The sequence below is a fragment of the Kitasatospora terrestris genome, from assembly GCF_039542905.1.
Classification (GTDB): Bacteria; Actinomycetota; Actinomycetes; order Streptomycetales; family Streptomycetaceae; genus Kitasatospora; species Kitasatospora terrestris.
The window spans coordinates 6,948,700-6,970,450 of sequence record NZ_BAABIS010000001.1; the positions used below are offsets into that span (position 1 = coordinate 6,948,700).

Annotated in this window: 22 protein-coding genes, 1 pseudogene and 1 riboswitch; of the genes and pseudogenes, 15 read left to right on the forward strand and 8 right to left on the reverse strand. The window is 74.0% G+C overall.

Going from position 1 to position 21,751, the window contains the following annotated elements:
- Positions 1-326: 326 nt before the first annotated feature.
- Positions 327-623: pseudogene (locus tag ABEB06_RS31955) on the reverse strand (deoxyxylulose-5-phosphate synthase); the annotation flags it as partial.
- Between the two features lie 141 nt (positions 624-764).
- Between ABEB06_RS31955 and ABEB06_RS31960 the strand changes: the two are divergent.
- Positions 765-947, forward strand: coding sequence for a YegP family protein (locus ABEB06_RS31960; RefSeq protein WP_345700391.1), 183 nt, complete (start codon positions 765-767; stop codon positions 945-947).
- A 67-nt stretch (positions 948-1,014) separates the two neighbouring features.
- On the opposite strand, the gene ABEB06_RS31965 is transcribed toward ABEB06_RS31960, so the two are convergent.
- From ABEB06_RS31965 to ABEB06_RS31975, 3 genes are all read right to left on the reverse strand, one after another.
- Positions 1,015-2,391: an FAD-dependent oxidoreductase gene (locus tag ABEB06_RS31965; RefSeq protein ID WP_345700392.1), complete on the reverse strand. Its 1,377-nt coding sequence runs from the start codon at positions 2,389-2,391 to the stop codon at positions 1,015-1,017.
- A 145-nt stretch (positions 2,392-2,536) separates the two neighbouring features.
- A complete protein-coding gene (locus ABEB06_RS31970) occupies positions 2,537-3,202 on the reverse strand; it encodes an MSMEG_1061 family FMN-dependent PPOX-type flavoprotein (protein WP_345700393.1) in 666 nt (221 codons plus the stop codon).
- Positions 3,203-3,257: 55 nt separating this feature from the next.
- Complete coding sequence (locus ABEB06_RS31975; RefSeq protein ID WP_345700394.1) at positions 3,258-3,506, reverse strand: SCO4226 family nickel-binding protein; 249 nt, start codon at positions 3,504-3,506, stop codon at positions 3,258-3,260.
- Between the two features lie 196 nt (positions 3,507-3,702).
- Positions 3,703-3,830, forward strand: a riboswitch (FMN riboswitch).
- A gap of 183 nt (positions 3,831-4,013) precedes the next feature.
- Here ABEB06_RS31975 and ABEB06_RS31980 point away from each other — a divergent pair.
- The 9 genes from ABEB06_RS31980 (at position 4,014) to ABEB06_RS32020 (ending at position 11,376) form a co-directional block, all read left to right on the forward strand.
- Positions 4,014-4,676: a riboflavin synthase gene (locus ABEB06_RS31980; protein WP_345700395.1), complete on the forward strand. Its 663-nt coding sequence runs from the start codon at positions 4,014-4,016 to the stop codon at positions 4,674-4,676.
- Positions 4,673-5,311 carry a nicotinamide mononucleotide transporter family protein gene (locus ABEB06_RS31985; protein WP_345700396.1) on the forward strand — a complete coding sequence of 213 codons (639 nt, stop codon included), beginning with the start codon at positions 4,673-4,675 and terminating at the stop codon, positions 5,309-5,311. The genes ABEB06_RS31980 and ABEB06_RS31985 overlap by 4 nt, the downstream gene beginning before the upstream one ends.
- Entirely contained in the window at positions 5,308-6,573 is a 1,266-nt protein-coding gene (locus tag ABEB06_RS31990) for a bifunctional 3,4-dihydroxy-2-butanone-4-phosphate synthase/GTP cyclohydrolase II (RefSeq protein WP_345700397.1), read from the forward strand. The genes ABEB06_RS31985 and ABEB06_RS31990 overlap by 4 nt, the downstream gene beginning before the upstream one ends.
- A gap of 41 nt (positions 6,574-6,614) precedes the next feature.
- Positions 6,615-7,100, forward strand: a complete 486-nt coding sequence (gene ribH, locus ABEB06_RS31995) for a 6,7-dimethyl-8-ribityllumazine synthase (protein WP_345700398.1) — start codon at positions 6,615-6,617, stop codon at positions 7,098-7,100.
- 89 nt (positions 7,101-7,189) lie between these two features.
- The gene (locus ABEB06_RS32000) at positions 7,190-7,462 is read left to right on the forward strand and encodes a phosphoribosyl-ATP diphosphatase (protein WP_345700399.1); all 273 of its coding nucleotides are present in this window, start codon (positions 7,190-7,192) and stop codon (positions 7,460-7,462) included.
- Between the two features lie 53 nt (positions 7,463-7,515).
- Positions 7,516-8,364 carry an ATP phosphoribosyltransferase gene (hisG, locus tag ABEB06_RS32005; RefSeq protein ID WP_345700400.1) on the forward strand — a complete coding sequence of 283 codons (849 nt, stop codon included), beginning with the start codon at positions 7,516-7,518 and terminating at the stop codon, positions 8,362-8,364.
- A 5-nt stretch (positions 8,365-8,369) separates the two neighbouring features.
- On the forward strand, positions 8,370-8,828 hold the full coding sequence (locus ABEB06_RS32010) for a PH domain-containing protein (protein ID WP_345700401.1): 459 nt from the start codon (positions 8,370-8,372) through the stop codon (positions 8,826-8,828).
- A 155-nt stretch (positions 8,829-8,983) separates the two neighbouring features.
- Complete coding sequence (locus tag ABEB06_RS32015) at positions 8,984-10,333, forward strand: hemolysin family protein (protein WP_345700402.1); 1,350 nt, start codon at positions 8,984-8,986, stop codon at positions 10,331-10,333.
- On the forward strand, positions 10,330-11,376 hold the full coding sequence (locus ABEB06_RS32020) for a hemolysin family protein (RefSeq protein WP_345700403.1): 1,047 nt from the start codon (positions 10,330-10,332) through the stop codon (positions 11,374-11,376). The genes ABEB06_RS32015 and ABEB06_RS32020 overlap by 4 nt, the downstream gene beginning before the upstream one ends.
- A gap of 31 nt (positions 11,377-11,407) precedes the next feature.
- Here the strand turns inward: ABEB06_RS32020 and ABEB06_RS32025 are convergent, their stop codons facing one another.
- Positions 11,408-12,103: a DUF4230 domain-containing protein gene (locus ABEB06_RS32025; protein WP_345700404.1), complete on the reverse strand. Its 696-nt coding sequence runs from the start codon at positions 12,101-12,103 to the stop codon at positions 11,408-11,410.
- 74 nt (positions 12,104-12,177) lie between these two features.
- Between ABEB06_RS32025 and ABEB06_RS32030 the strand changes: the two genes are divergently transcribed.
- Positions 12,178-13,131 (forward strand): TIGR03086 family metal-binding protein, encoded by a 954-nt coding sequence (locus ABEB06_RS32030; protein ID WP_345700405.1) that lies wholly within the window; start codon positions 12,178-12,180, stop codon positions 13,129-13,131.
- A 15-nt stretch (positions 13,132-13,146) separates the two neighbouring features.
- On the opposite strand, the gene ABEB06_RS32035 is transcribed toward ABEB06_RS32030, so the two are convergent.
- The gene (locus ABEB06_RS32035; RefSeq protein ID WP_345702055.1) at positions 13,147-14,973 is read right to left on the reverse strand and encodes an AAA family ATPase; all 1,827 of its coding nucleotides are present in this window, start codon (positions 14,971-14,973) and stop codon (positions 13,147-13,149) included.
- A 341-nt stretch (positions 14,974-15,314) separates the two neighbouring features.
- Positions 15,315-15,935 carry a uridine kinase family protein gene (locus ABEB06_RS32040; protein ID WP_345700406.1) on the reverse strand — a complete coding sequence of 207 codons (621 nt, stop codon included), beginning with the start codon at positions 15,933-15,935 and terminating at the stop codon, positions 15,315-15,317.
- A gap of 199 nt (positions 15,936-16,134) precedes the next feature.
- Between ABEB06_RS32040 and ABEB06_RS32045 the strand changes: the two genes are divergently transcribed.
- A complete protein-coding gene (locus ABEB06_RS32045; protein ID WP_345700407.1) occupies positions 16,135-17,298 on the forward strand; it encodes an acyl-CoA dehydrogenase family protein in 1,164 nt (387 codons plus the stop codon).
- 34 nt (positions 17,299-17,332) lie between these two features.
- Here ABEB06_RS32045 and ABEB06_RS32050 read toward each other — a convergent pair whose 3' ends face one another.
- Complete coding sequence (locus ABEB06_RS32050; RefSeq protein WP_345700408.1) at positions 17,333-17,743, reverse strand: hypothetical protein; 411 nt, start codon at positions 17,741-17,743, stop codon at positions 17,333-17,335.
- A gap of 205 nt (positions 17,744-17,948) precedes the next feature.
- On the opposite strand from ABEB06_RS32050, the gene ABEB06_RS32055 reads away from it, so the two are divergent.
- The 3 genes from ABEB06_RS32055 (at position 17,949) to lnt (ending at position 21,747) form a co-directional block, all read left to right on the forward strand.
- Positions 17,949-18,389, forward strand: coding sequence for an Lrp/AsnC family transcriptional regulator (locus ABEB06_RS32055; protein WP_345700409.1), 441 nt, complete (start codon positions 17,949-17,951; stop codon positions 18,387-18,389).
- Between the two features lie 30 nt (positions 18,390-18,419).
- Complete coding sequence (locus tag ABEB06_RS32060; RefSeq protein WP_345700410.1) at positions 18,420-20,021, forward strand: amidohydrolase; 1,602 nt, start codon at positions 18,420-18,422, stop codon at positions 20,019-20,021.
- Positions 20,022-20,109: 88 nt separating this feature from the next.
- The gene (gene lnt, locus ABEB06_RS32065; protein ID WP_425559726.1) at positions 20,110-21,747 is read left to right on the forward strand and encodes an apolipoprotein N-acyltransferase; all 1,638 of its coding nucleotides are present in this window, start codon (positions 20,110-20,112) and stop codon (positions 21,745-21,747) included.
- Positions 21,748-21,751 lie beyond the last annotated feature (4 nt).

Consider the following 21,751-nt stretch of genomic DNA (forward strand, 5'->3'; position numbering starts at 1 on the left):
CGGAACATGATCCGAACTGTAGGGAACTTAGTTCCCCAAGAAGACCACACTCCGTGCCAAATGGCCAGTCCCCACGCCGCGTGACGCGGCGCTCATCAGCCCTCCAGCACCATGCCCACCCGCACCTGACCCTCGCTCGCGCCCGACACCCGCACCAGCAGCTCCGCACTGTCCCGGACGGGCTCGACGGCGGTGACCGTCGCGAAGCGCGGTTCGGCGCAGCGCACCCAGAGCCGGTCGCCGACCGAGAGGCGGCCCGCCGTCGGCCGGCCGGTGACCGCCAGGTCCGCGCCGGGCACCTGGCGCACGCCGGTCACCACCAGCCGCGGGGCCGACGGGGTGGCGGCCCCGGACACGTACTCGCGCAGCTCGAAGCGGGTGCGCGGCCGGTGGCCGGGGCCGCCGCAGCAGCTCTTGTGGAAGCGGACGCCCGCCTCCAGCAGGACCGCGAGCGTGCGCCAGGCGGCGGTGTCGCGGCGCTTGGGGGCGGCGAAGGCGGAGCCGACGTGGATCAGCGGCGCGGCGCAGCGCGGGCAGCGGCGTTCGTGGTCGCCCCGGTAGGGCTGCTTGTAGGAGGCGCGGCAGGGCAGGCAGACGTACGAGGTCTTCGCGGGGGATCCCATGAGCGCTCAGGGTAGGGGGTGTCGGGCGGGCGGTGACGGGTTCACCCGGACGGCGGTACTGCGGCGGGCGCCCCGCCGTTCGGGGGCGGACGGTGGCGTCGTGGGCGCGCACCGGGCGTCCCGAGGAGAGGCGGTGCCGAGATGGCGGGCAAGTTCGAGGTCTACCGGGACGCCGGCGGCAAGTACCGGTTCCGGTTGAAGGCCGGGAACGGCGAGATCGTGGCGAGCGGCCAGGGCTACCCCACCAAGGAGGCGGCGCACAAGGGGTGCGAGGCCGTCCAGCGCGCCGCGGCCGGTGCGACGGTGACGGACGTCGCCAAGTAGCCGCGCTCCGGCACTCCGGCCCGGCCCGCCGGGTGGGGCGGGCCGGGCCGGAGTGCCGGACGGGGTGTCAGGGGGTGCGCAGGTCGCTCGCGGAGGCGTCGAGCATGGCGTCCCGCTCGACGACCTTGACCCGCTCGCGGCCCTGGGCCCCGCCGAGCGCCTTCTCGTGCGCGTCGAGCAGCTGCCAGCCCTCCCAGGTGGTGAAGTCGGTGCCGCGCTCGCGCAGGTGCGCGACGACGGCGTCCTCGGCGGGGTCGGCGGCGGCGAGCAGCCGGCCGGCCCGCTGGTCCTCGACGAGGCAGGCCACGGTCTCGTTGGCGTCGCCCTTGGTGTGGCCGATCAGGCCGACCGGGCCGCGCTTGACCCAGCCGGTGACGTACAGCGACGGCAGGTGGGTGCCGTTCTCCAGCACCCGGCCGGCCCGGTGCGGGACGGTGGCGGTCAGCGCGTCGAAGGGGAGCTTGGGGAGCTCGTCGGAGCGGTAGCCGACCGCGCGGTAGACGGCCTGGACCGGCCACTCGCGGTACTCGCCGGTGCCGACCGAGCCGCCCTGCCCGTCGAGGCGCATGCGCTCGGTGCGCAGCGCGACGACCCGGCCGTCCTCGCCGAGCACCTCGACCGGGTTCTCGAAGAAGTGCAGGTGGATGCGGTGCGGCCGGTCGCCGACGTCGCGGATCGCCCAGTTCTCCAGGGTGGAGGAGACCATGTCGGCCTGCTTGTTGGCGCGCCGGGTGGCGATCGAGCCCTCGTCGTAGTCGATGTCCTCGGGGTCGACGACGACCTCGATGGTGGGGGAGTGGTCGAGTTCGCGCAGCTCCATCGGCGAGAACTTGGCCTGGGCGGGCCCGCGGCGGCCGAAGACGTGGACCTCGACGGCGCGGTTGGCGGCGAGGCCGTCGTACACGTTCGGCGGGATCTCGGTGGGCAGCAGCTCGTCGGCGGTCTTGGCGAGGATCCGGGCGACGTCGAGGGCGACGTTGCCGACGCCGAGGACGGCGACCTGCTCGGCCTCCAGCGGCCAGGTGCGGGGGACCTCGGGGTGGCCGTCGAACCAGGAGACGAAGTCCGCGGCGCCGTAGGAGCCGTCGAGGTCGATGCCGGGGATCGGCAGGTCCCGGTCGGCGTCGGCGCCGGTGGCGAAGACCGTGGCGTCGTAGAACCGGTGCAGGTCCTCCAGGGCCAGGTCGTTCGGGTAGTCGACGTTGCCGAACAAGCGGACCTGCGGCTTGTCGAGCACCTGGTGGAGGGCGGTGACGATGCCCTTGATCCGGGGGTGGTCGGGGGCGACGCCGTAGCGGATCAGGCCGAAGGGCGCGGGGAGGCGCTCGATCAGGTCGATGGACACCCCCGGGTCGGCGGCGAGCTCGGACTTCAGCAGCGCGTCGGCGGCGTAGATCCCGGCGGGGCCGGCACCGACGATCGCGACCCGGACGGGGCGAGGCATGGGCGGATTCCTTCGGCTGGGGCTGGTGGGGACGGGCCCAGCCTTTCGCCGCCGGTGTCCGGCCGGTACGGGGGTCCGGCTTATGGGGCCATAAGCCGGACCTATGGTGACTCGAAGAACTGCTTTGGTGCCCTGCTGGTGCCGGCTATTCGTACCGGTACAGCAGCGACTCGCGCTCGGACTGCACGATGTCCTCCATCGTCAGCGAGGGGTCGCGCAGGTGGGAGAGGGTGATCTCGGCGGAGCTGGGCATCGCGTCCGGGGCGAGCCACCGCTCGGGCTTCCAGGCGTTGCCGCGCAGGAAGGACTTCGGGCAGTGCTGGTACACCTCCTCGGCGGCCACCACGATCGCGCTGCGCGGCGGCTTGCCGACCGGGGTGAGCCGGGCGAGCAGCTCCGGGTCTTCGGAGACGCAGGCCCGGCCGTTGATCCGCAGGGTGCTCTCCCGGCCGGGGACGACGAACAGCAGTCCGGCCCGGCCGGTGGAGACGATGTTGTGCAGGGTGTCGAGCCGCTTGTTGCCGGTGGCGTCCGGGACGGCGACGGTGAACTCGTCGAGCACCGCGACGAAGCCGGCCGGGCCGCCGCGCGGGGTGGCGTCGCAGTGGCCGTCCGCGTCGGCGCTGGCCACGAACACCAGCGAGGCGCAGGCGATGAAGCGCCGGGCCGCCTCGTGGATCCGGTCCACCGCCTTGCGGCTCACCAGGTCGCTGGGCCGCTCGTACAGTTCCCGCAGCCGCGCGGTGTCGCGGACGGCGGTGGACCGAAGGGCGTCGAACAGGGAGCCGGTCTGCGGCGGAGTCGTCGTCACGTACCGGCAATCTAGCCGACGGGAGACCGCCGGGGAACGGGTCGCCGGTCGGGGCTCAGACCACCAGCGGCACCGGGTGGACCTCGTCGGCCGGGTGGCCGGTCCGCTCGTGGATCTTCTGCACGGCCTCCCGGCTGGGGGCGCTGGACAGGCAGTAGACCGTGCCCGACTCCGGGTCGGCCCAGGCCTGCTGGAAGTGCACGCCCTCCTCGCCCTCGATCGACAGGTCGGCCTGGTGCGCCGCCTTCAGCTGCTCCTCGGTGATGCCGGTCATCCCGTGGTGGACATCCATGAACATGGGCATCGCGCTCACACCTCCGTGCGGGGTCGCTCGTTCGCTCCTCCCAGGGTGCGCCCGGTCCGGTGGTGTGTCGCGTCCGGGCGGGGGCCGGCTATTCCCCGTGACCGGGCGGTCGCGGCGTGAAACAGGCCACATGACACAGCCCTCCTGCTGCGGTGTCCGGCGTGGCAGAATGCTGGCAGCAGTAGCAGTGACGTTCAGCGCACTCCGGGGTCGGTGAAAATCCGAACCGGCGGTTACAGTCCGCGACCCGTCCGCAGCCAGCGGCCGGTTGACCAGGTGAAATTCCTGGACCGACGGTTAAAGTCCGGATGGGAGGCGTGCGCGACGGACGAGGTACGACCGCAGGCCCCTCCCGGGGTGCCTGCGCGGAACGGAACGGGAGAACTCCCTTCCGTGGCGACGACGCCCGGAGGTGGAGCGGGCCCGTCGCCGCGCGTACCGCCTGTCCGTGTCAACTCCCATGTGCCGCCCCGGAGTCCGCGCCCTACCAGCGCGAGGAGAACCCGGGTGTTCACCGGCATCATCGAAGAGCTCGGCGAGGTCGTCTCCATCGAGGAGATCGGCGACTCCTCGCGGATCCGCCTGCGCGGCCCGGTCGTCGTGTCCGACGCCCGGCACGGCGACTCGATCGCGGTCAACGGCGTCTGCCTGACCGTCCTCGACGACAACGAGCAACTCGCGAAGGCCACCGGCGAGTTCAGCGCCGACGTGATGCGCGAGACGCTGGTCCGCTCCAGCCTCGGCAGCCTGCGGCCCGGCTCCCGGGTCAACCTGGAGCGCGCCATGGCGCTCGGCGCCCGGCTCGGCGGCCACCTGGTGCAGGGCCACGTGGACGCCACCGGCGCCCTGCTCTCCCGCGAGCCCGGCGACCTGGACGCCGAGGGCAACCCGCGCTGGGAGGTGCTGCGCTTCTCGCTGCCGCAGTCCATCACCCGCTACCTGGTGGAGAAGGGCTCGATCACCGTCGACGGCGTCAGCCTCACCGTGGTCGAGGCGGCCCTGGACTCCTTCACCGTCTCGCTCATCCCGGCCACCCTCGAACTGACCACGCTCGGCGCCAAGTCCGTCGGCGACCCGGTCAACCTGGAGGTGGACGTCCTCGCCAAGTACGTCGAGCGGCTGCTCGACACCCGCACCCTCCCCGACACCCTGGCCGGAGGCACCGAATGAGCTGGCTGACCGGCACCGCGTTCACCGCCTTCGACCAGAAGGTGATCTGGGCCGACATGATCGGCAACCTGATCGGCCTCGGCGCCCTGGCCCTCGGCTGGCGCCGCTCGGTGTGGAGCTGGCCGCTCCAGCTGCTGGCCGGCGCAGTGCTGATCACGGCGTACTGGGGCGGCCAGGTCCCCGGCCAGATCGGCAAGCAGCTGATCGTGATCACCGCCGCGGTCTGGGGCTGGGCCCGGTGGCGCCGCGGGCAGCGGGACACCGGCGAGATCGCGGTGCGCTTCGCCGACTGGCGCGAGCGGGCGGTCCTGGTGGCCGGCGCCGCGCTCGGCACCGCCGCCGTCGCCGAGCTCTTCACCGCCTTCCCGAAGCTCTCCTGGGCGCCCTGGCTGGACGCGTACATCTTCGTCGGCACGCTGGCCGCGATGTACGCCCAGGCCCGCGGCTGGGTGGAGTTCTGGTTCGCCTGGATCGCCGTCGACCTGGTCGGCGTCCCGTACTCCTTCACCCACGGTTACGTCTTCTCCGCGCTCACCTACTCCATCTACTTCGTCCTGGTCCTGCTCGGCCTGGCCACCTGGTGGACGAAGGCCCGTACCCGTACCGTCACCACCCCGAAGGGGGCCCTGGCATGACCGCCGACCCGACCCGCGACGAGCTGGTCCTCGACCCCGTCGAGCGCGCCGTCGCCGACATCGCCCTCGGCCGCCCGGTGATCGTGGTGGACGACGAGGACCGCGAGAACGAGGGCGACATCGTCTTCGCCGCCTCCGCCGCCACGCCCGAGCTGATGGCCTTCACCATCCGCTACTCCTCCGGCGTGATCTGCGTCCCGATGACCGGCGACGAGCTCGACCGGCTCAAGCTGCCCCCGATGACCCAGGTCAACGAGGACCGCAAGGGCACCGCGTACGCCGTCTCCGTCGATGCCCGGGACGGCGTCTCCACCGGCATCTCCGCCGCCGACCGGGCCCGCACCGTCCGGCTGCTGGCCTCCTCGGGCACCGAGGCCGCCGACCTCACCCGCCCCGGGCACGTCTTCCCGCTGCGCGCCGTCGAGGGCGGCGTGCTGGTCCGCCCGGGCCACACCGAGGCCGCCGTCGACCTCGCCCGCCTCGCCGGCCTCGCCCCGGCCGGCGCCATCGCCGAGGTGGTCAACGACGACGGCACCATGGCCCGGCTGCCCGAGCTGGTCGCCTTCGCCCGCGAGCACGGCCTGGCGATCATCTCGATCGAGGACCTGATCGCCTACCGCCGCCGCACCGAACTGCACGTCGACCGGGCCGCCGTCACCTCGCTGCCCACCGAGCACGGCGAGTTCACCGCCGTCGGCTACCGCGGCACCCTCGACGGCGTCGAGCACCTCGCCCTGGTCGCCGGCGGCCTCACCGAGGACGGCAAGCTGCCCGAGGGCGAGGACGTGCTGGTCCGGCTGCACTCCGAGTGCCTGACCGGCGACGTGTTCGGCTCGCTGCGCTGCGACTGCGGCCCGCAGCTGCAGGCCTCGCTGCGCCAGGTCGCCGAGGCCGGCCGCGGCGTCGTGCTCTACCTGCGCGGCCACGAGGGCCGCGGCATCGGCCTCGGCCACAAGCTGCGCGCCTACCAGCTGCAGGAGCAGGGCCGCGACACCGTCGACGCCAACCTCGACCTCGGCCTGCCCGCCGACGCCCGGGACTACTCGATCGGCGCGCAGATGCTCTGCGACCTGGGCGTGCGCTCGCTCACCCTGCTCACCAACAACCCCGACAAGCTCGCCGCGCTCACCGAGCACGGCCTCAAGGTGAAGGGCCGGCTGCCGGTCGCCACCGCGGCCGGCGAGCACAACCTCCGGTACCTGCGCACCAAGCGCGACCGGATGGGCCACGAGCTGCCCTGGCTCGACGACGACCAGCACTGAACCAGACCCCGCCCGCACCACAGACCGAAGGAAGAGCAACCATGGCCGGCCACGGAGCCCCCGTCCTCACCCCGAAGAACTGCGCCGACCTGCGGGTCGCGGTCGTCGCCGCGCAGTGGCACGACCAGGTCATGAACGGCCTGCTGGACGGCGCCGAGCGGGCGCTGAAGGAGTTCGGCATCGAGGAGCCGACCGTCGTCCGCGTCCCCGGCACCTTCGAACTGCCGGTCGCCGCCAAGGCGCTGGCCGGCCGCGGCTACGACGCGGTGGTCGCGCTCGGCGTGGTGATCCGCGGCGGCACCCCGCACTTCGAGTACGTCTGCGAGGCCGCCACCCTCGGCCTCACCCAGGTCTCCGTCGACACCGGCGTCCCGGTCGGCTTCGGCGTGCTCACCTGCGACAACGAGCAGCAGGCGCTGGACCGGGCGGGCCTGCCCGACTCCGCCGAGGACAAGGGCCACGAGGCGGTCACCGCCGCCGTCACCACCGCCGCCACCCTGCGCGCGCTCGCGGAGCCCTCGCGCTAGCCCGTACCGGTACGCGTTGTCCACCGGACTGTCCACGGTCCGGAATCGTTTACCGCCGCCTCGCCCGCACCCCGTAAGGTGAGCTCATCATGGCTTCGAAGACATTCGAGGAGCTCTTCGTCGAGCTCCAGCAGAAGGCCGCCACCGGCGACCCCGCGACCTCCCGCACCGCGCAGCTCGTCCAGCAGGGCGTGCATGCCATCGGCAAGAAGGTGGTCGAGGAGGCCGCCGAGGTCTGGATGGCCGCCGAGTACCAGTCGGAGGCCGAGGCCGCCGAGGAGATCTCGCAGCTGCTGTACCACCTTCAGGTGATGATGATCGCGCGCGGGCTGACGCTCGACGACGTGTACAAGTACCTCTGACCGACCGACCCCTGCACCGCACACCTGCCACCCCAGCGAAGGGTTACCGACTCATGCTCCGCATCGCCGTCCCCAACAAGGGTTCTCTCTCGGGTCCCGCGGCGGAGATGCTGCATGAGGCCGGCTACCGGCAGCGCAAGGACGCGAAGGAACTCGTCCTGGTCGACCCGGACAACCAGGTCGAGTTCTTCTTCCTGCGCCCGCGCGACATCGCGGTGTACGTCGGCTCCGGCCGCCTGGACGTCGGCATCACCGGCCGCGACCTGCTGCTGGACTCCGCGTCCAACGCCGAGGAGGTGCTGGCGCTCGGCTTCGCCGGCTCGACCTTCCGCTTCGCCAAGCCGGTCGGCGTCGACGTCGACGACGTCAAGGGCCTGGACGGGATGCGGATCGCCACCTCGTACACCGGCCTGGTCGAGCAGCACCTGGCCGAGCACGGCGTGAAGGCCACCGTCACCAAGCTGGACGGCGCGGTGGAGACCGCGGTGCAGCTGGGCGTCGCCGACGTGATCGCCGACGTGGTGGAGACCGGCACCAGCCTGCGCAACGCCGGCCTGGAGGTGTTCGGCGAGCCGATCCTGATCTCCGACGCGGTGGTCATCCGGCCCAAGGGCGCGGGCGAGGACCCGGGCGTCGACCAGTTCCTGCGCCGTCTGCAGGGCGTGCTGGTGGCCCGCCGCTACGTGCTGATGGACTACGACATCCGCGCCGAGAAGGTGGGCGACGCGGTCGCCCTCACCCCCGGCCTGGAGTCGCCGACCGTCTCCCCGCTGCACACCGAGGGCTGGGTCGCGGTCCGCTCGATGGTGCTCCGCAAGGAGGCCCAGCGGATCATGGACGACCTGTGGGCGATCGGCGCCCGCGCCATCCTGGTCACCAACATCCACGCCTGCCGCCTCTGACCGCCGTGGCCACCGTCGACAACCCCGTGACCGCCGGGCTGCCCGTCACCTGGGCCCCGCGCCGCAACCGTGCCGTGCTGCTGCCGCTCAGCGGCGCCCTGGTCGTGCTCTTCGCCGTGCTCGCCGCGGTGCTGCCGCCCAACTGGCACCTGAACGACCGGATCATGATGGTGGTCAGCGGCCTGCTGTTCGCCGGGGTCGGGCTGATGCTGGCCCGCCCCCGGGTGACCGCCGACCAGGACGGGCTGACCGTCGTCAACTTCGTCCGCAGCCGCCGGCTGGCCTGGGCCGAGGTGGTCCGGGTCAACCTGCGGGCCGGCGACCCCTGGGTGATCCTCGACCTCGCAGACGGCACCACGCTGGCCGCCGTCGGCATCCAGCCCGCCGGGGGCCGCGAGCAGGCGATCACCGCCGCCCGCACCCTCCGCGACCTGGTCGACGAGCGGTCCACGGCACGCCGCTGAACCGACCCGACAAGATCCTTAACCGCCTGCCGGTATCGTCTAGGCTGGTAGAACCCGTTGCGACCTGAGGAGTGACACCTCCCCTCGATGGACGATCCGTCCGGTAGTACCCGCGCCGCCGCCTTCCCGACGACCAGCGGAAGGCGGGCGGCCCAGTGATCACCGCCTGGCTGCTGCTGGCCGCCGCGATGCTGCTGATCCTCGCCAACGGCCTCTTCGTGGCCGCCGAATTCGCGTTCGTCACCGTCGAGCGCGGCACCGTCGAACGGGCCGCCGCCTCCGGCGACCGCCGCGCCAGGAGCCTGCTGAAGGCCCTCAAGCAGCTCTCCTTCCAGCTCTCCGGCGCCCAGCTCGGCATCACCATCACCTCGCTGGTGGTCGGCATGCTCGCCGAACCGGCGCTGTCCGTGCTGCTCTCCCCGGTCTTCGTCGCCGTCGGCGTGCCCGAGTCCGCCGCCACCGGCGTGGCCGTGCTGGTCGGCATGGTCGGCGCCACCGTGCTGCAGATGGTCATCGGCGAGCTCGTCCCCAAGAACTGGGCGATCTCCACCCCGCTGCGCGTCGCGTACGCCGTGGTCGGGCCGCACCGCGCGTTCTCGCGCGCCTGCCGGCCGCTGATCGCCGCGCTCAACAACAGCGCCGACCGGATCGTCCGCGGCTTCGGCATCGAACCGCAGGAGGAGCTCGGGCACGCCCGCACCCCCGACGAGCTGGTCTCGCTGGCCCGGCACTCCGCCGCCGCCGGCGCCATGGACGAGGAGTCCGCCACCCTGTTCGTCCGCACCCTGGGCCTGCGCGAGCTGACCGCCGAGAGCGTGATGACCCCGCGGATCGACGTCGCCGCCCTGCAGCAGGACGCCACCGCCACCGACGTGGTCAACCTGACCCGGGCCACCGGCCTCAGCCGCTTCCCGGTCTACAGCGACAGCCTCGACGAGGTCACCGGCACCGTCACCCTCAAGGACGCCCTCGCCGTCCCCGCCGAGCGCCGCGACCGCACCCGGGTCCGCCACCTCGCCAGCCCGCCGCTGCTCGTCCCCGAGACGCTGCCCGTCGAACGGCTGCTGGACCTGCTGCGCCGACGCGAGCCGATGGCCGTGGTCGTCGACGAGTACGGCGGCACCGCCGGCGTCGCCACCATCGAGGACATCGTCGAGGAGGTCGTCGGCGAGGTGCAGGACGAGCACGACCCCGCCGACATCCCCGAACTGGTCCCGCTGCCGCCCGAGAACGGCCACCCCGTGTGGGACGCCGACGGCCGCACCCGCGTCGACCAGCTCGAAACCATCGGCCTGCACTGCCCCGAGGGCCCGTACGAGACCCTCGGCGGCCTGCTCGCCGACCTGCTCGGCAAGCTCCCCGAGGTCGGGGAGCAGGCCGAACTGCCCGGCTGGCGCTTCACCGTCCTCGCCGTCGACCGGCACCGCACCAGCCGGGTCCGGATCGAACGGACCGACGACGGCTTCCCCTACGACAGCGACGACGACAAGGACGACCACCGATGACCGCGCTGCTGCAACTCGCCGCCGCGCTCCTGCTGCTGCTCGGCAACGCGTTCTTCGTCGGGGCCGAGTTCGCGGTCATCTCGGTGCGGCGCAGCCAGATCGAACCGCTCGCCGAGGCCGGCAACCGGCGGGCCCGCACCGTGCTGCACGCGCTGTCCAACGTGTCCGCGATGCTCGCCGCCGCCCAGCTCGGCATCACCGTCTGCTCGCTGCTGCTCGGCGCGCTCGCCGAACCCACCATCGCCCACCTGCTGGAGGGGCCGTTCCACGCGCTGGGCGTCCCCGCGTCGGCGATGCACCTGCTCAGCTACGTCATCGCGCTGGCCGTGGTGGTCTTCCTGCACATGGTGCTCGGCGAGATGGTGCCGAAGAACATCGCGCTGGCCGGGCCCGAGAAGGCGGCGCTGTGGCTCGGCCCGCCGCTGGACCGCCTCGCCCGCTGGCTGGCGCCGGCGATCCGCTTCCTCAACGCCTTCGCCAATGCGGTGCTGCGGCTGTTCAAGGTCGAGCCCAAGGACGAGGTGGACTCCGTCTTCACCAGCGAGCAGCTGCTCCACCTGCTCTCCGACTCCGGCGACGCCGGCCTGCTCGACGAGAGCCGCCGCGAACGCCTCGAGGACGCCCTGGAACTCGGCCGCCGGCCGGTCACCGACGTGCTGCTCCAGCCCGACCAGCTGGTGACCGTCGGCACCACCGTCACCGCCCGCGAGGTCGAGGCGCTGGCCGTCCGCACCGGCTTCTCGCGCTTCCCGGTGCTCGGCGACGACGGTGACGTGCGGGGCTACCTGCACATCAAGGACACCCTCGACGTCGAGGACCAGGACGCCCCCGTCCCGGCCGACCTCTGGCGGCCGATCACCGTCCTGCGCGGCACCCTGCCGCTGGACGGCGCCCTGGCCGCCATGCGCCACGCCGCCGCCCACCTCGCCGCCGTCACCGACCCGGAGGGCCGCCAGCTCGGCCTGGTCGCCCTGGAGGACGTCCTGGAGGAGCTCGTCGGCGAGGTCCACGACCCCGACCACCGCCCCACCGCGGCCCGCTGAGCCGTGGCGGGGCCGGCCGGCCCCGCGCTGCTCAGGGGGTGACGGTGACGGTCGCCGTGGTGAAGCCCAGGGAGTGCAGCAGGCCCTGGAGCATCGCCACGGTGTTGGTCTCGGCGGCGGAGGTCAGGTTGGTCTCCTTGGCGGCGGCCTGGATCTTGTCGACGGCGAGGAGCTCGACCTTGTGCTGGTTCTCGGAGCCGCCGTCGGAGGAGAAGAAGTCGCCGATCCGGTCGAACAGGCCGCGCTGCTGGGAGAACATGTAGGAGCGCTTCACGTCCAGCGCGGCGTCGGCCAGCTGGGCGTGCGGGATGACGATGGTCGCCGTCCGGCGGTCCTCGGAGACGGTGACCGACCCGGCGGCGAGCTTGCCGAGGTCCACGTACGCGGCGACGCTGCCCGCGCCGACGTACAGGCTGCGGGTGCCGAGCAGCGCGGACGGCAGGAACTTCGCCTCCTGGTCGAGGTCGACGATCACCTGGAAGTTGCCGGTCGCCGCGGTGTAACGGCTCATGTTCTGGATGGACTTGAGCACCACCGGCTGACTGCGGTCCTTGTCCTCGGTGGCGAACGGGTTCGGCAGACCGGGGAAGAGGTCGAAGCGGGCGGCGGCCAGGAAGAGCGCGAGGATCACGGCGAAGGTGATCGGTATGCTCAGGTACCAGGGAACGCGGCGGCGCGGGGCGGCCGCGGCGGGGGTCTCGCTGGACTCGGTGGTGTCGGAGGACATGGCGGCACCCTACTGCTGCGGAGTGACAGGCTCCACCGTCAGGTCGCGCACGGATCACTGGAGTTGGGGGCTTCATGGAGACCGCCCGGGCCTTGGACGTCCTGGCCGCCGCGCACGACCGGCTGAGGCGGGTCGTCGCGGGCGTACCCGCCGACGGCTGGGGTGGGCCGACCCCGTGCGCGGAGTGGACGGTCCGGCAGGTGTTCAACCACGCCCGGCTCGGGCAGGTCGGGTACGGCGGGGCCGCGCTGGGGGAGGAGATCCTCCCGGTGGAGGTGCGCTTCAACCCCCTCGACGCGCTGGACGGCGACCCCGCCGAGCTGCTGGAGGCGGGCCTGCGGTGCGCCGCCGACGCCTACGCCGGGCTGCCGGCCGGCGCGGAGGCCGTCCGCACCCCGCTCGGTGAGCTGCCGGTCTGGCTGGGCGCCACCGCCGCCGCGCTGGACTGCGCCGTCCACGCCTGGGACATCGCGGTCGCGACCGGGCAGCCCTCCCCGCTCGACGACGGGCTCGCCGACGGTCTGTGGCCGGTCGCCCGGCACTTCGTCGACGACGTGCGCGAGGAGTACGGCGTCTACGCCGGCGCGATCGGGCAGCGCTTCCCGACCCGGGCCACCTCGCTGCTCGCCCACATGGGCCGGCACCCGGGCTGGCGGATCCCCGGCACACCCGACGCGCTCGCCCCGCTGCAGGCGCACTTCCGCCGGCCGGAGTACGCGCCGGACGTGGCACCGGGCTGGTGGGAGCTGGTGCTGGAGTGCCACCGGGCGGTCGAGGCACAGTTCCCGGCGTACGAGCTGCTCGCGGTGAAGCAGAAGTACGGCGAGCTGGCGTTCCGGGCCCGGCCGGGGGCCGGGCAGGAGGCGGACCGGCGGCTGAACGGGATCCTGGCGGTCTTCGTCGAGCGCAGCCGCGCCACCTGCGAGCGGTGCGGCGCGGTGGGCGCGCAGCTGCGGGAGGGCCGGTGGATCACGCTGACGCTGTGCGGGCCGTGCGAGGCCGCGGTCGGCTCCGACGGGCGGCTCTGACGCCCCGTGCGGGCCTCAGCGGCCGTCGATCAGCTCGCCGTAGGCCTGGAGGACGTCGGACAGGCGCAGGGTGGCCAGGTCGTCTCGGGTGGGCAGGTCGGGCTGGGCGGACAGGCGCAGGTCGCGGTAGGCGCAGGACTTCTCGTACAGGGTGCGGATGAAGCGGCCGTTGCCGAGCTGGTCGATCCAGCCCTCGGTGACGACGTGCCGGCAGATCGAGGTGAGCTCGTCGGCGGCGTCGTCGTCCCAGGTGTCGCCGTCGCCGGCGGCCAGCGCGCGGCCGATCTCGGCGAGCTCGGCGGGCCGGTAGCTGGGGAAGTCGACCCGGGTGGTGAAGCGGGAGTTGAGGCCGGGGTTGGCGGCGAGCAGCCGGTTCATGCCCTCCGGGTAGCCGGCCAGGATGACGACCAGCCGGTCGCGGTTGTCCTCGGCCCGCTTGAGGAGCACCTGGAGCGCCTCGTCGCCGTACGCGTCGCCCTTGCTGTAGCCGGAGTTGGAGAGGCTGTAGGCCTCGTCGATGAAGAGCACGCCGTCGAGCGCCGAGTCGATCAGCTCGTTCGCCTTGACGGCGGTCTGGCCGAGGAACTCGCCGACCAGGTCGGCGCGTTGGGCCTCGACCAGGTGGTCGCCGCTGAGCAGCCCGAGGGCGTGGAAGACCCGGCCCAGGATCCGGGCGACGGTGGTCTTGCCGGTGCCGGACGGGCCGGAGAAGACGAAGTGCCGCTTGGGCGGCTGGACGGGCAGGCCGCGCTCGGCGCGCAGCCGGGCCATCCGCAGCTGCGCGGAGAGCGCCCGGACCTGCCGCTTGACCGGATCCAGGCCGACCATCTGCTCCAGCTGGGCGAGCGCGGCGGCCAGTTCGCCGTCCGTCCCGCGCTGCGCCGGGGCGGCCGGGACGGCGGCGGGAGCCGCGGCCGGGCCGGGGGCGAACGGCGAGGGCGAGGCGGCCCTGCCGGTGGTGCGGACCGGCATCGGCGCGGCCGGCTCGGCGGGGCCGGGGCGTTCGGCGGTGCCGTCGCCCTGGCCGCGCTCGGCGACCGGCTCCTCGGCGCGCTCCTCCAGCCCGTCCGGGTAGCCGTCGTCGAGCACGTCGACGTCGTCGGCGGCGGGGTCGGCGGTGCCCTCCTCCAGCAGGCCGTCCTCGGCGGCGATGGCGGCCAGCCGGGCGGCGGTGTCCATGAAGGCGGGGTCGGCCCGGTGGACCGCGCGGTAGAGCGGTAAGGCGGCGGCGGAGCGCCCGGCGCCCTCGTAGGAGCGGGCGAGCCAGTAGCGCAGCTCCTTGCGCTGCGGCTGCTCGGAGCGGCAGCGGGCGAGCGAGGCGGCGAGCGGCGCCTGGGCCTGGGCGCACATGTCGAGCCGGACCCGGGCCATCCCGGCGAACAGGCCGGACTCGATGCCGAGCACCGGGTCGTCGAGCAGCCGGTCGGTGTCGCGGATCAGCTGCTCCCAGTCCTTCAGCAGGTAGGAGCGGCAGGCGTACAGGAAGCGCACCGCGCCGTCCTGCTCGGGCGGCGGCAGGTCGGCGAGCGCCTGGTCGAGCTCGGGCAGGTGACGGCCGTCGAGCCAGTGCGAGGCGTGCGCGAGCGCGAGGTCGTGCGGGGTCTCCAGGACGGGCTGCACCCACCAGCCCAGCCAGTACCAGGAACTGAGCGGCCGGCCGTGGCGGGCGCGCTGCTCGCCGAAGCGGGAGCGGCCGCGGTACATGGCGAGCAGGGCGCCGGAGGTGTCGCTGCGCAGGGCGTGCAGGCCGAGCCAGGCGTCGGCCATGCCGGGGTCGAGCCGGGCGGCCGTGCGGAACTCCTCCTCGGCGCGGGCGTAGGAGCCCGCCGCGTACGCGTCCATGGCGCGCAGCCACGCGCGGTCGGCCTCCCGGTCCGGCCCCGCGCCGGGCGGCTTCCTGCCGCCGGAACTCTCCACCGTCACTGACGCCCCCCGTGTGCGCAGCCCCCGGGGCGCATTCGCGCCTTCGTGGAATCGTACCGGCGCACGGCTGATCCGGAAGGGTACGGAGACAAGTCGGATCGCCGCGCGCGCACCGGAGTTGGGCCCGCCGGGGGAGGCGGTCCCCGCGGGGGCGGACGGGGCGGGGAAAGGAGAACGGCACCTCCGGCTCACGGGGGAACAAGCCGGAGGTGCCGCGTCTAATGTTGCGAGTTCAACTGAATCTCGCGACGAGGGAGAACCTAGTTCCCGGCGACGTCCCAGGTCAAGAGGGGGGTGGAGGTCTCACTGACGGTGCATCGGAGGATCCGCCCCGTGACTCCGTCGACCCGGATCCCGGCGTGCGGGCGGCTGGGGTCGGCGGCGAAGTGGGCGCGTTCGGCACGGATCCAGCCCTGCCAGAAGTCGGCCAGCCCGGGGCCGTCCCGCAGCAGGCCGCGGGCGCTCGCGGCGTCCGCGTCCAGCTCCATCCAGACCAGCGCCGCCAGGTGCGGCCGCAGCTCGGCGCGGCCGGCGCCGACGCCCTCGACCAGCACCACCGGCGCGGGCTCCACCCGCCGGGTGCCCGAGAAGCGGCGGGCGGTCCAGTCGTACACCCGGTGCTCGGCGGCCTCGCCGCGGCCCAGCGGCCCCAGCACCTGCTCCCGCAGCCGGCCGACCCAGCCGAACGGCTCGCGGTGGGTGGCGAGGTCGTCCAGGTGCACCACCGGCGCGTCGTCCAGCGCGGCGGCCAGCCGGGCGGCGAAGGTGGTCTTGCCGGAGCCGGCGTGCCCGTCGACGGCGACCAGGCGCACCGGCCCCAGCGACGGGGGCAGCGCGCGCAGGACGGCCGCGAGTTCGGCGGGAGCGGGGCGCGAGGTCATCCCGCCAGGGTACGGGGCGGCGGCCGGGTGGCCCGCTCGGTCGCCGCCGGTGACGGGACGTCCGGTGTGCGGCATACTCGCACCGCTTGATGTGAACGGCCGTTCACCGCGACCCGGTGCCGGCCGCTCCGGCCGGCGACGATCCGTGCCGCACCCGGCGAATCCCGGGTCCGGCACCCGACCGAGGAGGCTTGTGCCCGTGACCGCCGGACGTCCCGAGCCCGTGGACCGCCAGCTGCCCAGCGACGAGGCGCGGGAGCTGCTGGCGCTCACCCGCGACCTGGTGGACCGCGAGGTCCGCCCGCGCTCCGCGGAGGACGAGGCCGCCGCCCGCTTCCCCCGCGAGGTGTTCCGCACCCTCGGCCGGGCCGGCCTGCTCTCGCTGCCCTACGCCGGGGAGTACGGCGGAGGCGACCAGCCGTACGAGGTGTACCTGCAGGTGCTGGAGGAGCTGGCGAACGGCTGGCTCGCGGTCGGCCTCGGCGTCTCGGTGCACACCCTGTCCTGCCACGCGCTGGCGGGCTTCGGCAGCGAGGAGCAGAAGCGGCGCTGGCTGCCCGGCATGCTCGGCGGCGAGCAGCTCGGCGCGTACTGCCTCTCCGAGCCGCAGTCCGGCTCCGACGCCGCCTCGCTGCGCACCCGCGCCGACCTGGACGGCGAGCAGTACGTGGTCAGCGGCACCAAGGCGTGGATCACCCACGGCGGGCGGGCCGACTTCTACTCGACGATGGCCCGCACCGGCGACGAGGGCGCCCGCGGCATCTCCTGCCTGCTGGTCCCGGCCGGCAGCGAGGGCCTGTCGGCGGCCCCGCCGGAGCGGAAGATGGGCATGTGGTCCTCGCCGACCGCGCAGATGCACTTCGACGGGGTGCGGGTCGACCGCGAGCGCCTGGTCGGCGGCGAGGGCCAGGGCTTCCGGATCGCGCTCGCCGCGCTGGACTCCGGCCGGCTCGGCATCGCCGCCTGCGCGATCGGCGTCGCCCAGGCGGCCCTGGACCTGGCGGTGGAGTACGCGGGCACCCGGCAGCAGTTCGGCCGGCCGATCGCCGACTTCCAGGGGCTGTCCTTCCTGCTGGCGGACATGGCCACCCGGATCGAGGCCGGGCGCGCGCTCTACCTGGCCGCCGCACGCCGCCGCGACGCCGGGCGGGCGTTCACCAAGGAGGCGGCGATGGCCAAGCTGTTCTGCACCGACACCGCGATGCGGGTCGCCACCGACGCGGTGCAGGTGCTCGGCGGGTACGGGTACACCCGGGACTACCCGGCCGAGCGGTTCATGCGGGAGGCGAAGGTGCTGCAGATCGTCGAGGGCACCAACCAGATCCAGCGCCTGGTGATCGGACGGCACCTCACCGGCCGGTGACCCCGGGGCCCGGCGAGCGGGCCAGGTGCGCGGCTCAGCCGCGCACCTGGGCCTTCCGCTGCGCGGGCACGTGGGCGCGGACGGCGCGGTGGACGGCGGCGTGCGAGAACGGCTGGGTGCGCCAGTCGAGCGCGCCCGGCGCGGTCAGCAGCGCCTCCAGGCCGGTGCCCCGGCCCTGGTGCTCCTCGCACTCGGGCAGGTCGTCGGTCGGCGCGCCGGAGCCCTGGCACAGCGCGGGGGAGAAGGGGTGCCAGGCGGACGGCAGGACGGCGTGCTGCGGGAGGCGCTCCTCGTCGGACAGCAGCGCGATCGGACGGTCGCAGGCGGGGCAGTGCACCCGCACGATCTCCCAGGTGTCGGCGTCGCCCGGGTCCACCCCGAAGGTGGTCTCGGGCTCGGTACGTTCGCCCTCGGCGTTGCTGGAACGCTGGTCAGTGGCAGGCATGTGATCCCCCTCGGATCGGGCCGGACCACCTGCGGTCCGAGCCACCAGCAGCATTTCCCGCCGACACGGCGTCATAATCCTGCGCAGGAGCGCACGGTGATGCACCGGGTGTGGCGTTCGCCACATTCCCTCGGCATGTGCCCCCCGAATGCGCCCCCTGCGGGGTATCGACACGCCGGGCGCCCGATCGAGTAGGTTGGCGCCCGTGGAGGATCTCGACCAGCGCATCGTCCAGCTGCTCCTCCAGGACGGCCGGATGAGCTACACCGACCTGGGCAAGGCCACCGGCCTGTCCACCTCGGCCGTGCACCAGCGTGTGCGCCGCCTCGAACAGCGCGGGGTGATTCGCGGCTACACCGCGATCGTCGACCCCGAGGCCGTCGACCTGGCGCTGACCGCGTTCATCTCGGTCAAGCCGTTCGACCCGAGCGCCCCGGACGACACCCCGGAGCGGCTGGTCGGCCTGCCCGAGATCGAGGCCTGCCACAGCGTCGCCGGCGACGAGAACTACATCCTCAAGGTGCGCGTCCCCGGCCCCGGAGACCTGGAGGACCTGCTCGCCCGGATCCGCTCCGCGGCCGGCGTCTCGACCCGCACCACCGTCGTCCTGTCCACCCCGTACGAGGCCAGGCCCCCGAAGCTCTGACGGAAACCGAGCAGGTGGAAGACTGGCGGCATGACCGAACGCACCAACCGGACCGTGCTGCTGCGCGGCGGCAACGTCTACAGCCCCGCCGACCCGTTCGCCACCGCGATGCTCGTCGAGGGCGAGCACGTCGCCTGGGTCGGCAGTGACGGCGCCGCCGAGGCGTACGCCGACGTCGCCGACGAGATCGTCGACCTGCACGGCGCCCTGGTCACCCCCGCGTTCGTCGACGCCCACGTGCACGCCACCTCCACCGGCCTCGCCCTGACCGGCCTGGACCTGGGCGGCTGCGCCTCGCTGGCGGAGGCCCTGGAGCGGATCGCCGCCTTCGTCGGCGACCGGAGCACCTCCGTCATCGGTCACGGCTGGGACGAGACCACCTGGACCGAGGGCCGCCCGCCGACCCTCGCGGAACTGGACGCGGTCGCCGGCGGCGTACCGGTCTACCTGTCGCGCACCGACGTGCACTCTGCCCTCGCCTCCACCGCCCTGCGCTGGCTGGTGCCGGGCCTGGACGGGCTCGCCGGGTACGCGCCCGACGGCCCGCTCAGCCGGGACGCGCACCACGCGGTGCGTCGCGCCGCGCTCGCCGGGATCACCCCCGAGCAGCGCCGGGAGGCGCAGCTGGCCACGCTCCGGCGGGCCGCCGAGCTCGGCATCGGCGCGCTGCACGAGTGCGCCGGACCCGACATCTCCTCCGAGGAGGACCTGACCGCGCTGCTCGCCCTCGCGGCCGAGGGCCACGGGCCGGAGGTCTTCGGCTACTGGGGCGAGCTGGGCGCGGTCGACACCGCCAAGCGGCTCGGTGCGGTCGGCGCCGGCGGCGACCTGTTCGTCGACGGGGCGCTCGGCTCGCACACCGCCTGCCTGCACGCGCCCTACGCCGACGCCGAGCACACCGGGACGGCGTACCTGAGCGCCGAGCAGGTGGCGGAGCACGTCGCGGCGTGCACCGAGGCCGGGCTGCAGGCCGGCTTCCACGCGATCGGCGACGCGGCGATCACCGCCGTGCTGGACGGGGTCCGGGCGGCCGGGGAGCGGGTCGGCGCGGCCCGGGTGAAGGCGCTGCGCCACCGGGTGGAGCACGCCGAGGCGCTGGACGACAAGACCGTCGCCGCGTTCGCCGAGCTGGGGCTGACCGCCTCGGTGCAGCCCGCCTTCGACGCGGCCTGGGGCGGGCCGGACGGCATGTACGTCCAGCGGCTGGGCGCCGAGCGGGCGGCCGCGCTGAACCCGTTCGCGGCGATGCTGCGGGCCGGCGTCCCGCTGGCCTTCGGCTCGGACGCGCCGGTCACCCCGCTCGACCCGTGGGGCACCGTGCGGGCCGCGGCCTTCCACCGCACCCCGGAGCACCGGATCTCCGCGCGGGCCGCGTTCACCGCGCACACCCGCGGCGGCTGGCGCGCGCTCGGCCGGGACCAGGACGGGGTGCTGGTGCCCGGCGCGGTCGCCAGCTACGCGGTCTGGGACGTCGCCGAGCTGGTCGTCCAGGCACCCGACGACCGGGTGGCGGGCTGGTCCACCGACCCCCGCTCCGGCACCCCGGGCCTGCCCGACCTCACCCCGGGCGGGCCGCTGCCGGTCTGCCGCCGCACGGTGGTCCGCGGCCGGACCGTCCACCTCGGCGGATAGGCCGGAGCGGCCGGGCCGCCGCTCCGGACACTGGGGTACCTTTGCTGGTCAGTGTTGATCGGATAACGGCCAGAGAGGTGGTGCGCGCGTGGCACTGCCCGTGGAGCAGGAGCGCCCGGTGGCGGAGGACGTGGAGCCGCCGGTGCCGGCGGGGCCGGGACGGCTCGCGCGCCTGCGGGCCGGACTGCCCAGGACCGCCGCCGCGGCGGTGAGCGGCGTCCTGATGGCGCTCGCCTTCCCGCCGTACGACCTGTGGCCGCTGTCGATCGTCGCCGTCACGGGCCTGTCGCTGCTGACCCGGGGCCGCACCGTCCGCCAGGCGGCGTGGACCGGCTTCGCGTTCGGCCTGCCGTTCTTCCTCGGCCTGCTGAAGTGGCTCGCCGTGATCGGCTGGGACGCGACGGTCGGCCTGTCCGTGGTGGAGGCGCTGTTCGTCGCCGCGATGGCGGCCGGCCTCGCGCTGACCTCGCGGCTGCCGCTCTGGCCGCTGTGGGGCGCCTGCCTGTGGGTCGCCCAGGAGTGGGCGCGCGACCGGCTGCCGCTGGGCGGCTTCCCGTGGGGCCGGCTCGCGTTCGCCAACACCGCGAGCCCGTTCACCCCGCTCGCCGCGCTGGGCGGAGCCCCGCTGGTGACCTTCGCGGTCGCGCTCTGCGGCACGCTGCTGGCGTGGACCGCGCTGCGCCTGCGGGCCGCGCCGCGCCGGGCGCCGCTGCTGACCGCCGCCGGTGCGACCGGCGCGCTCGCCGCGCTGCTCGGCGGCTACCTGATGCCGGTGCCCACGGCCGCCGACGACGCGGTGAAGGTGGCACTCGTCCAGGGCAACGTGGACAAGCCCGGCATGGACTTCCTCGGCCGCCCGATGATGGTGCTGAACAACCACGCCGCCGCCACCGAGCAGTACGCCGCGGACGTCGCGGCGGGCCGCACCCCCAAGCCGGACCTGGTGATCTGGCCGGAGAACTCCTCGGACCTCAACCCCTTCCTCGACCCGGCCGCCTACCGCCGCATCGACGAGGCCGTGAAGGCGGTCGGCGTCCCCACCCTGGTCGGCGCGCTGGTGGACGGCCCGGACGCGGTCCACGTCCAGAACGAGGGCATCGTCTGGGACCCGGTGACCGGCCCCGGCGCCTCCTACACCAAGCAGCACCCGGTGCCGTTCGGCGAGTACGTGCCCTTCCGGGACGAGCTCTCCAAGGTGATCACCCGGCTGCAGCGGGTCGGCCGGGACTTCTACCCCGGCACCGGCAACGGCGTGATGCAGGTCGGCCCGGCCCGGGTCGGCGACGTGATCTGCTTCGAGGTCGCCTACGACGAGATCATCCGGGACACCGTCAACGACGGCGGCCGGGTGCTGGTCGTCCAGACCAACAACGCGACGTACGCCAACAGCGGGCAGCCCGAGCAGCAGCTGGCGATGTCCCGGCTGCGCGCGGTCGAGCACGGCCGCGCGGTGCTGATCGCGGCGACCAGCGGCATCAGCGCGGTCGTCGCCCCGGATGGCACGGTCGTCACGCAGAGCCGGCAGATGACCGCCGAGGTGCTGACCGCCACGGTGCCGCTGCGCGACGCGCGCACGGTGGCCGACCGGGTCGGCGCGGTGCCCGAGTGGACGCTGGCGATCGCCGGCCTGCTGGCCGCCGGGGCCGCGGTCGCGCTCGGCGCCCGCGGGCGGCGCAAGGGCGGAACACGCGACGCCGACGAGCCGTTGTCCCAGGTGGCGCCGTAGTCGC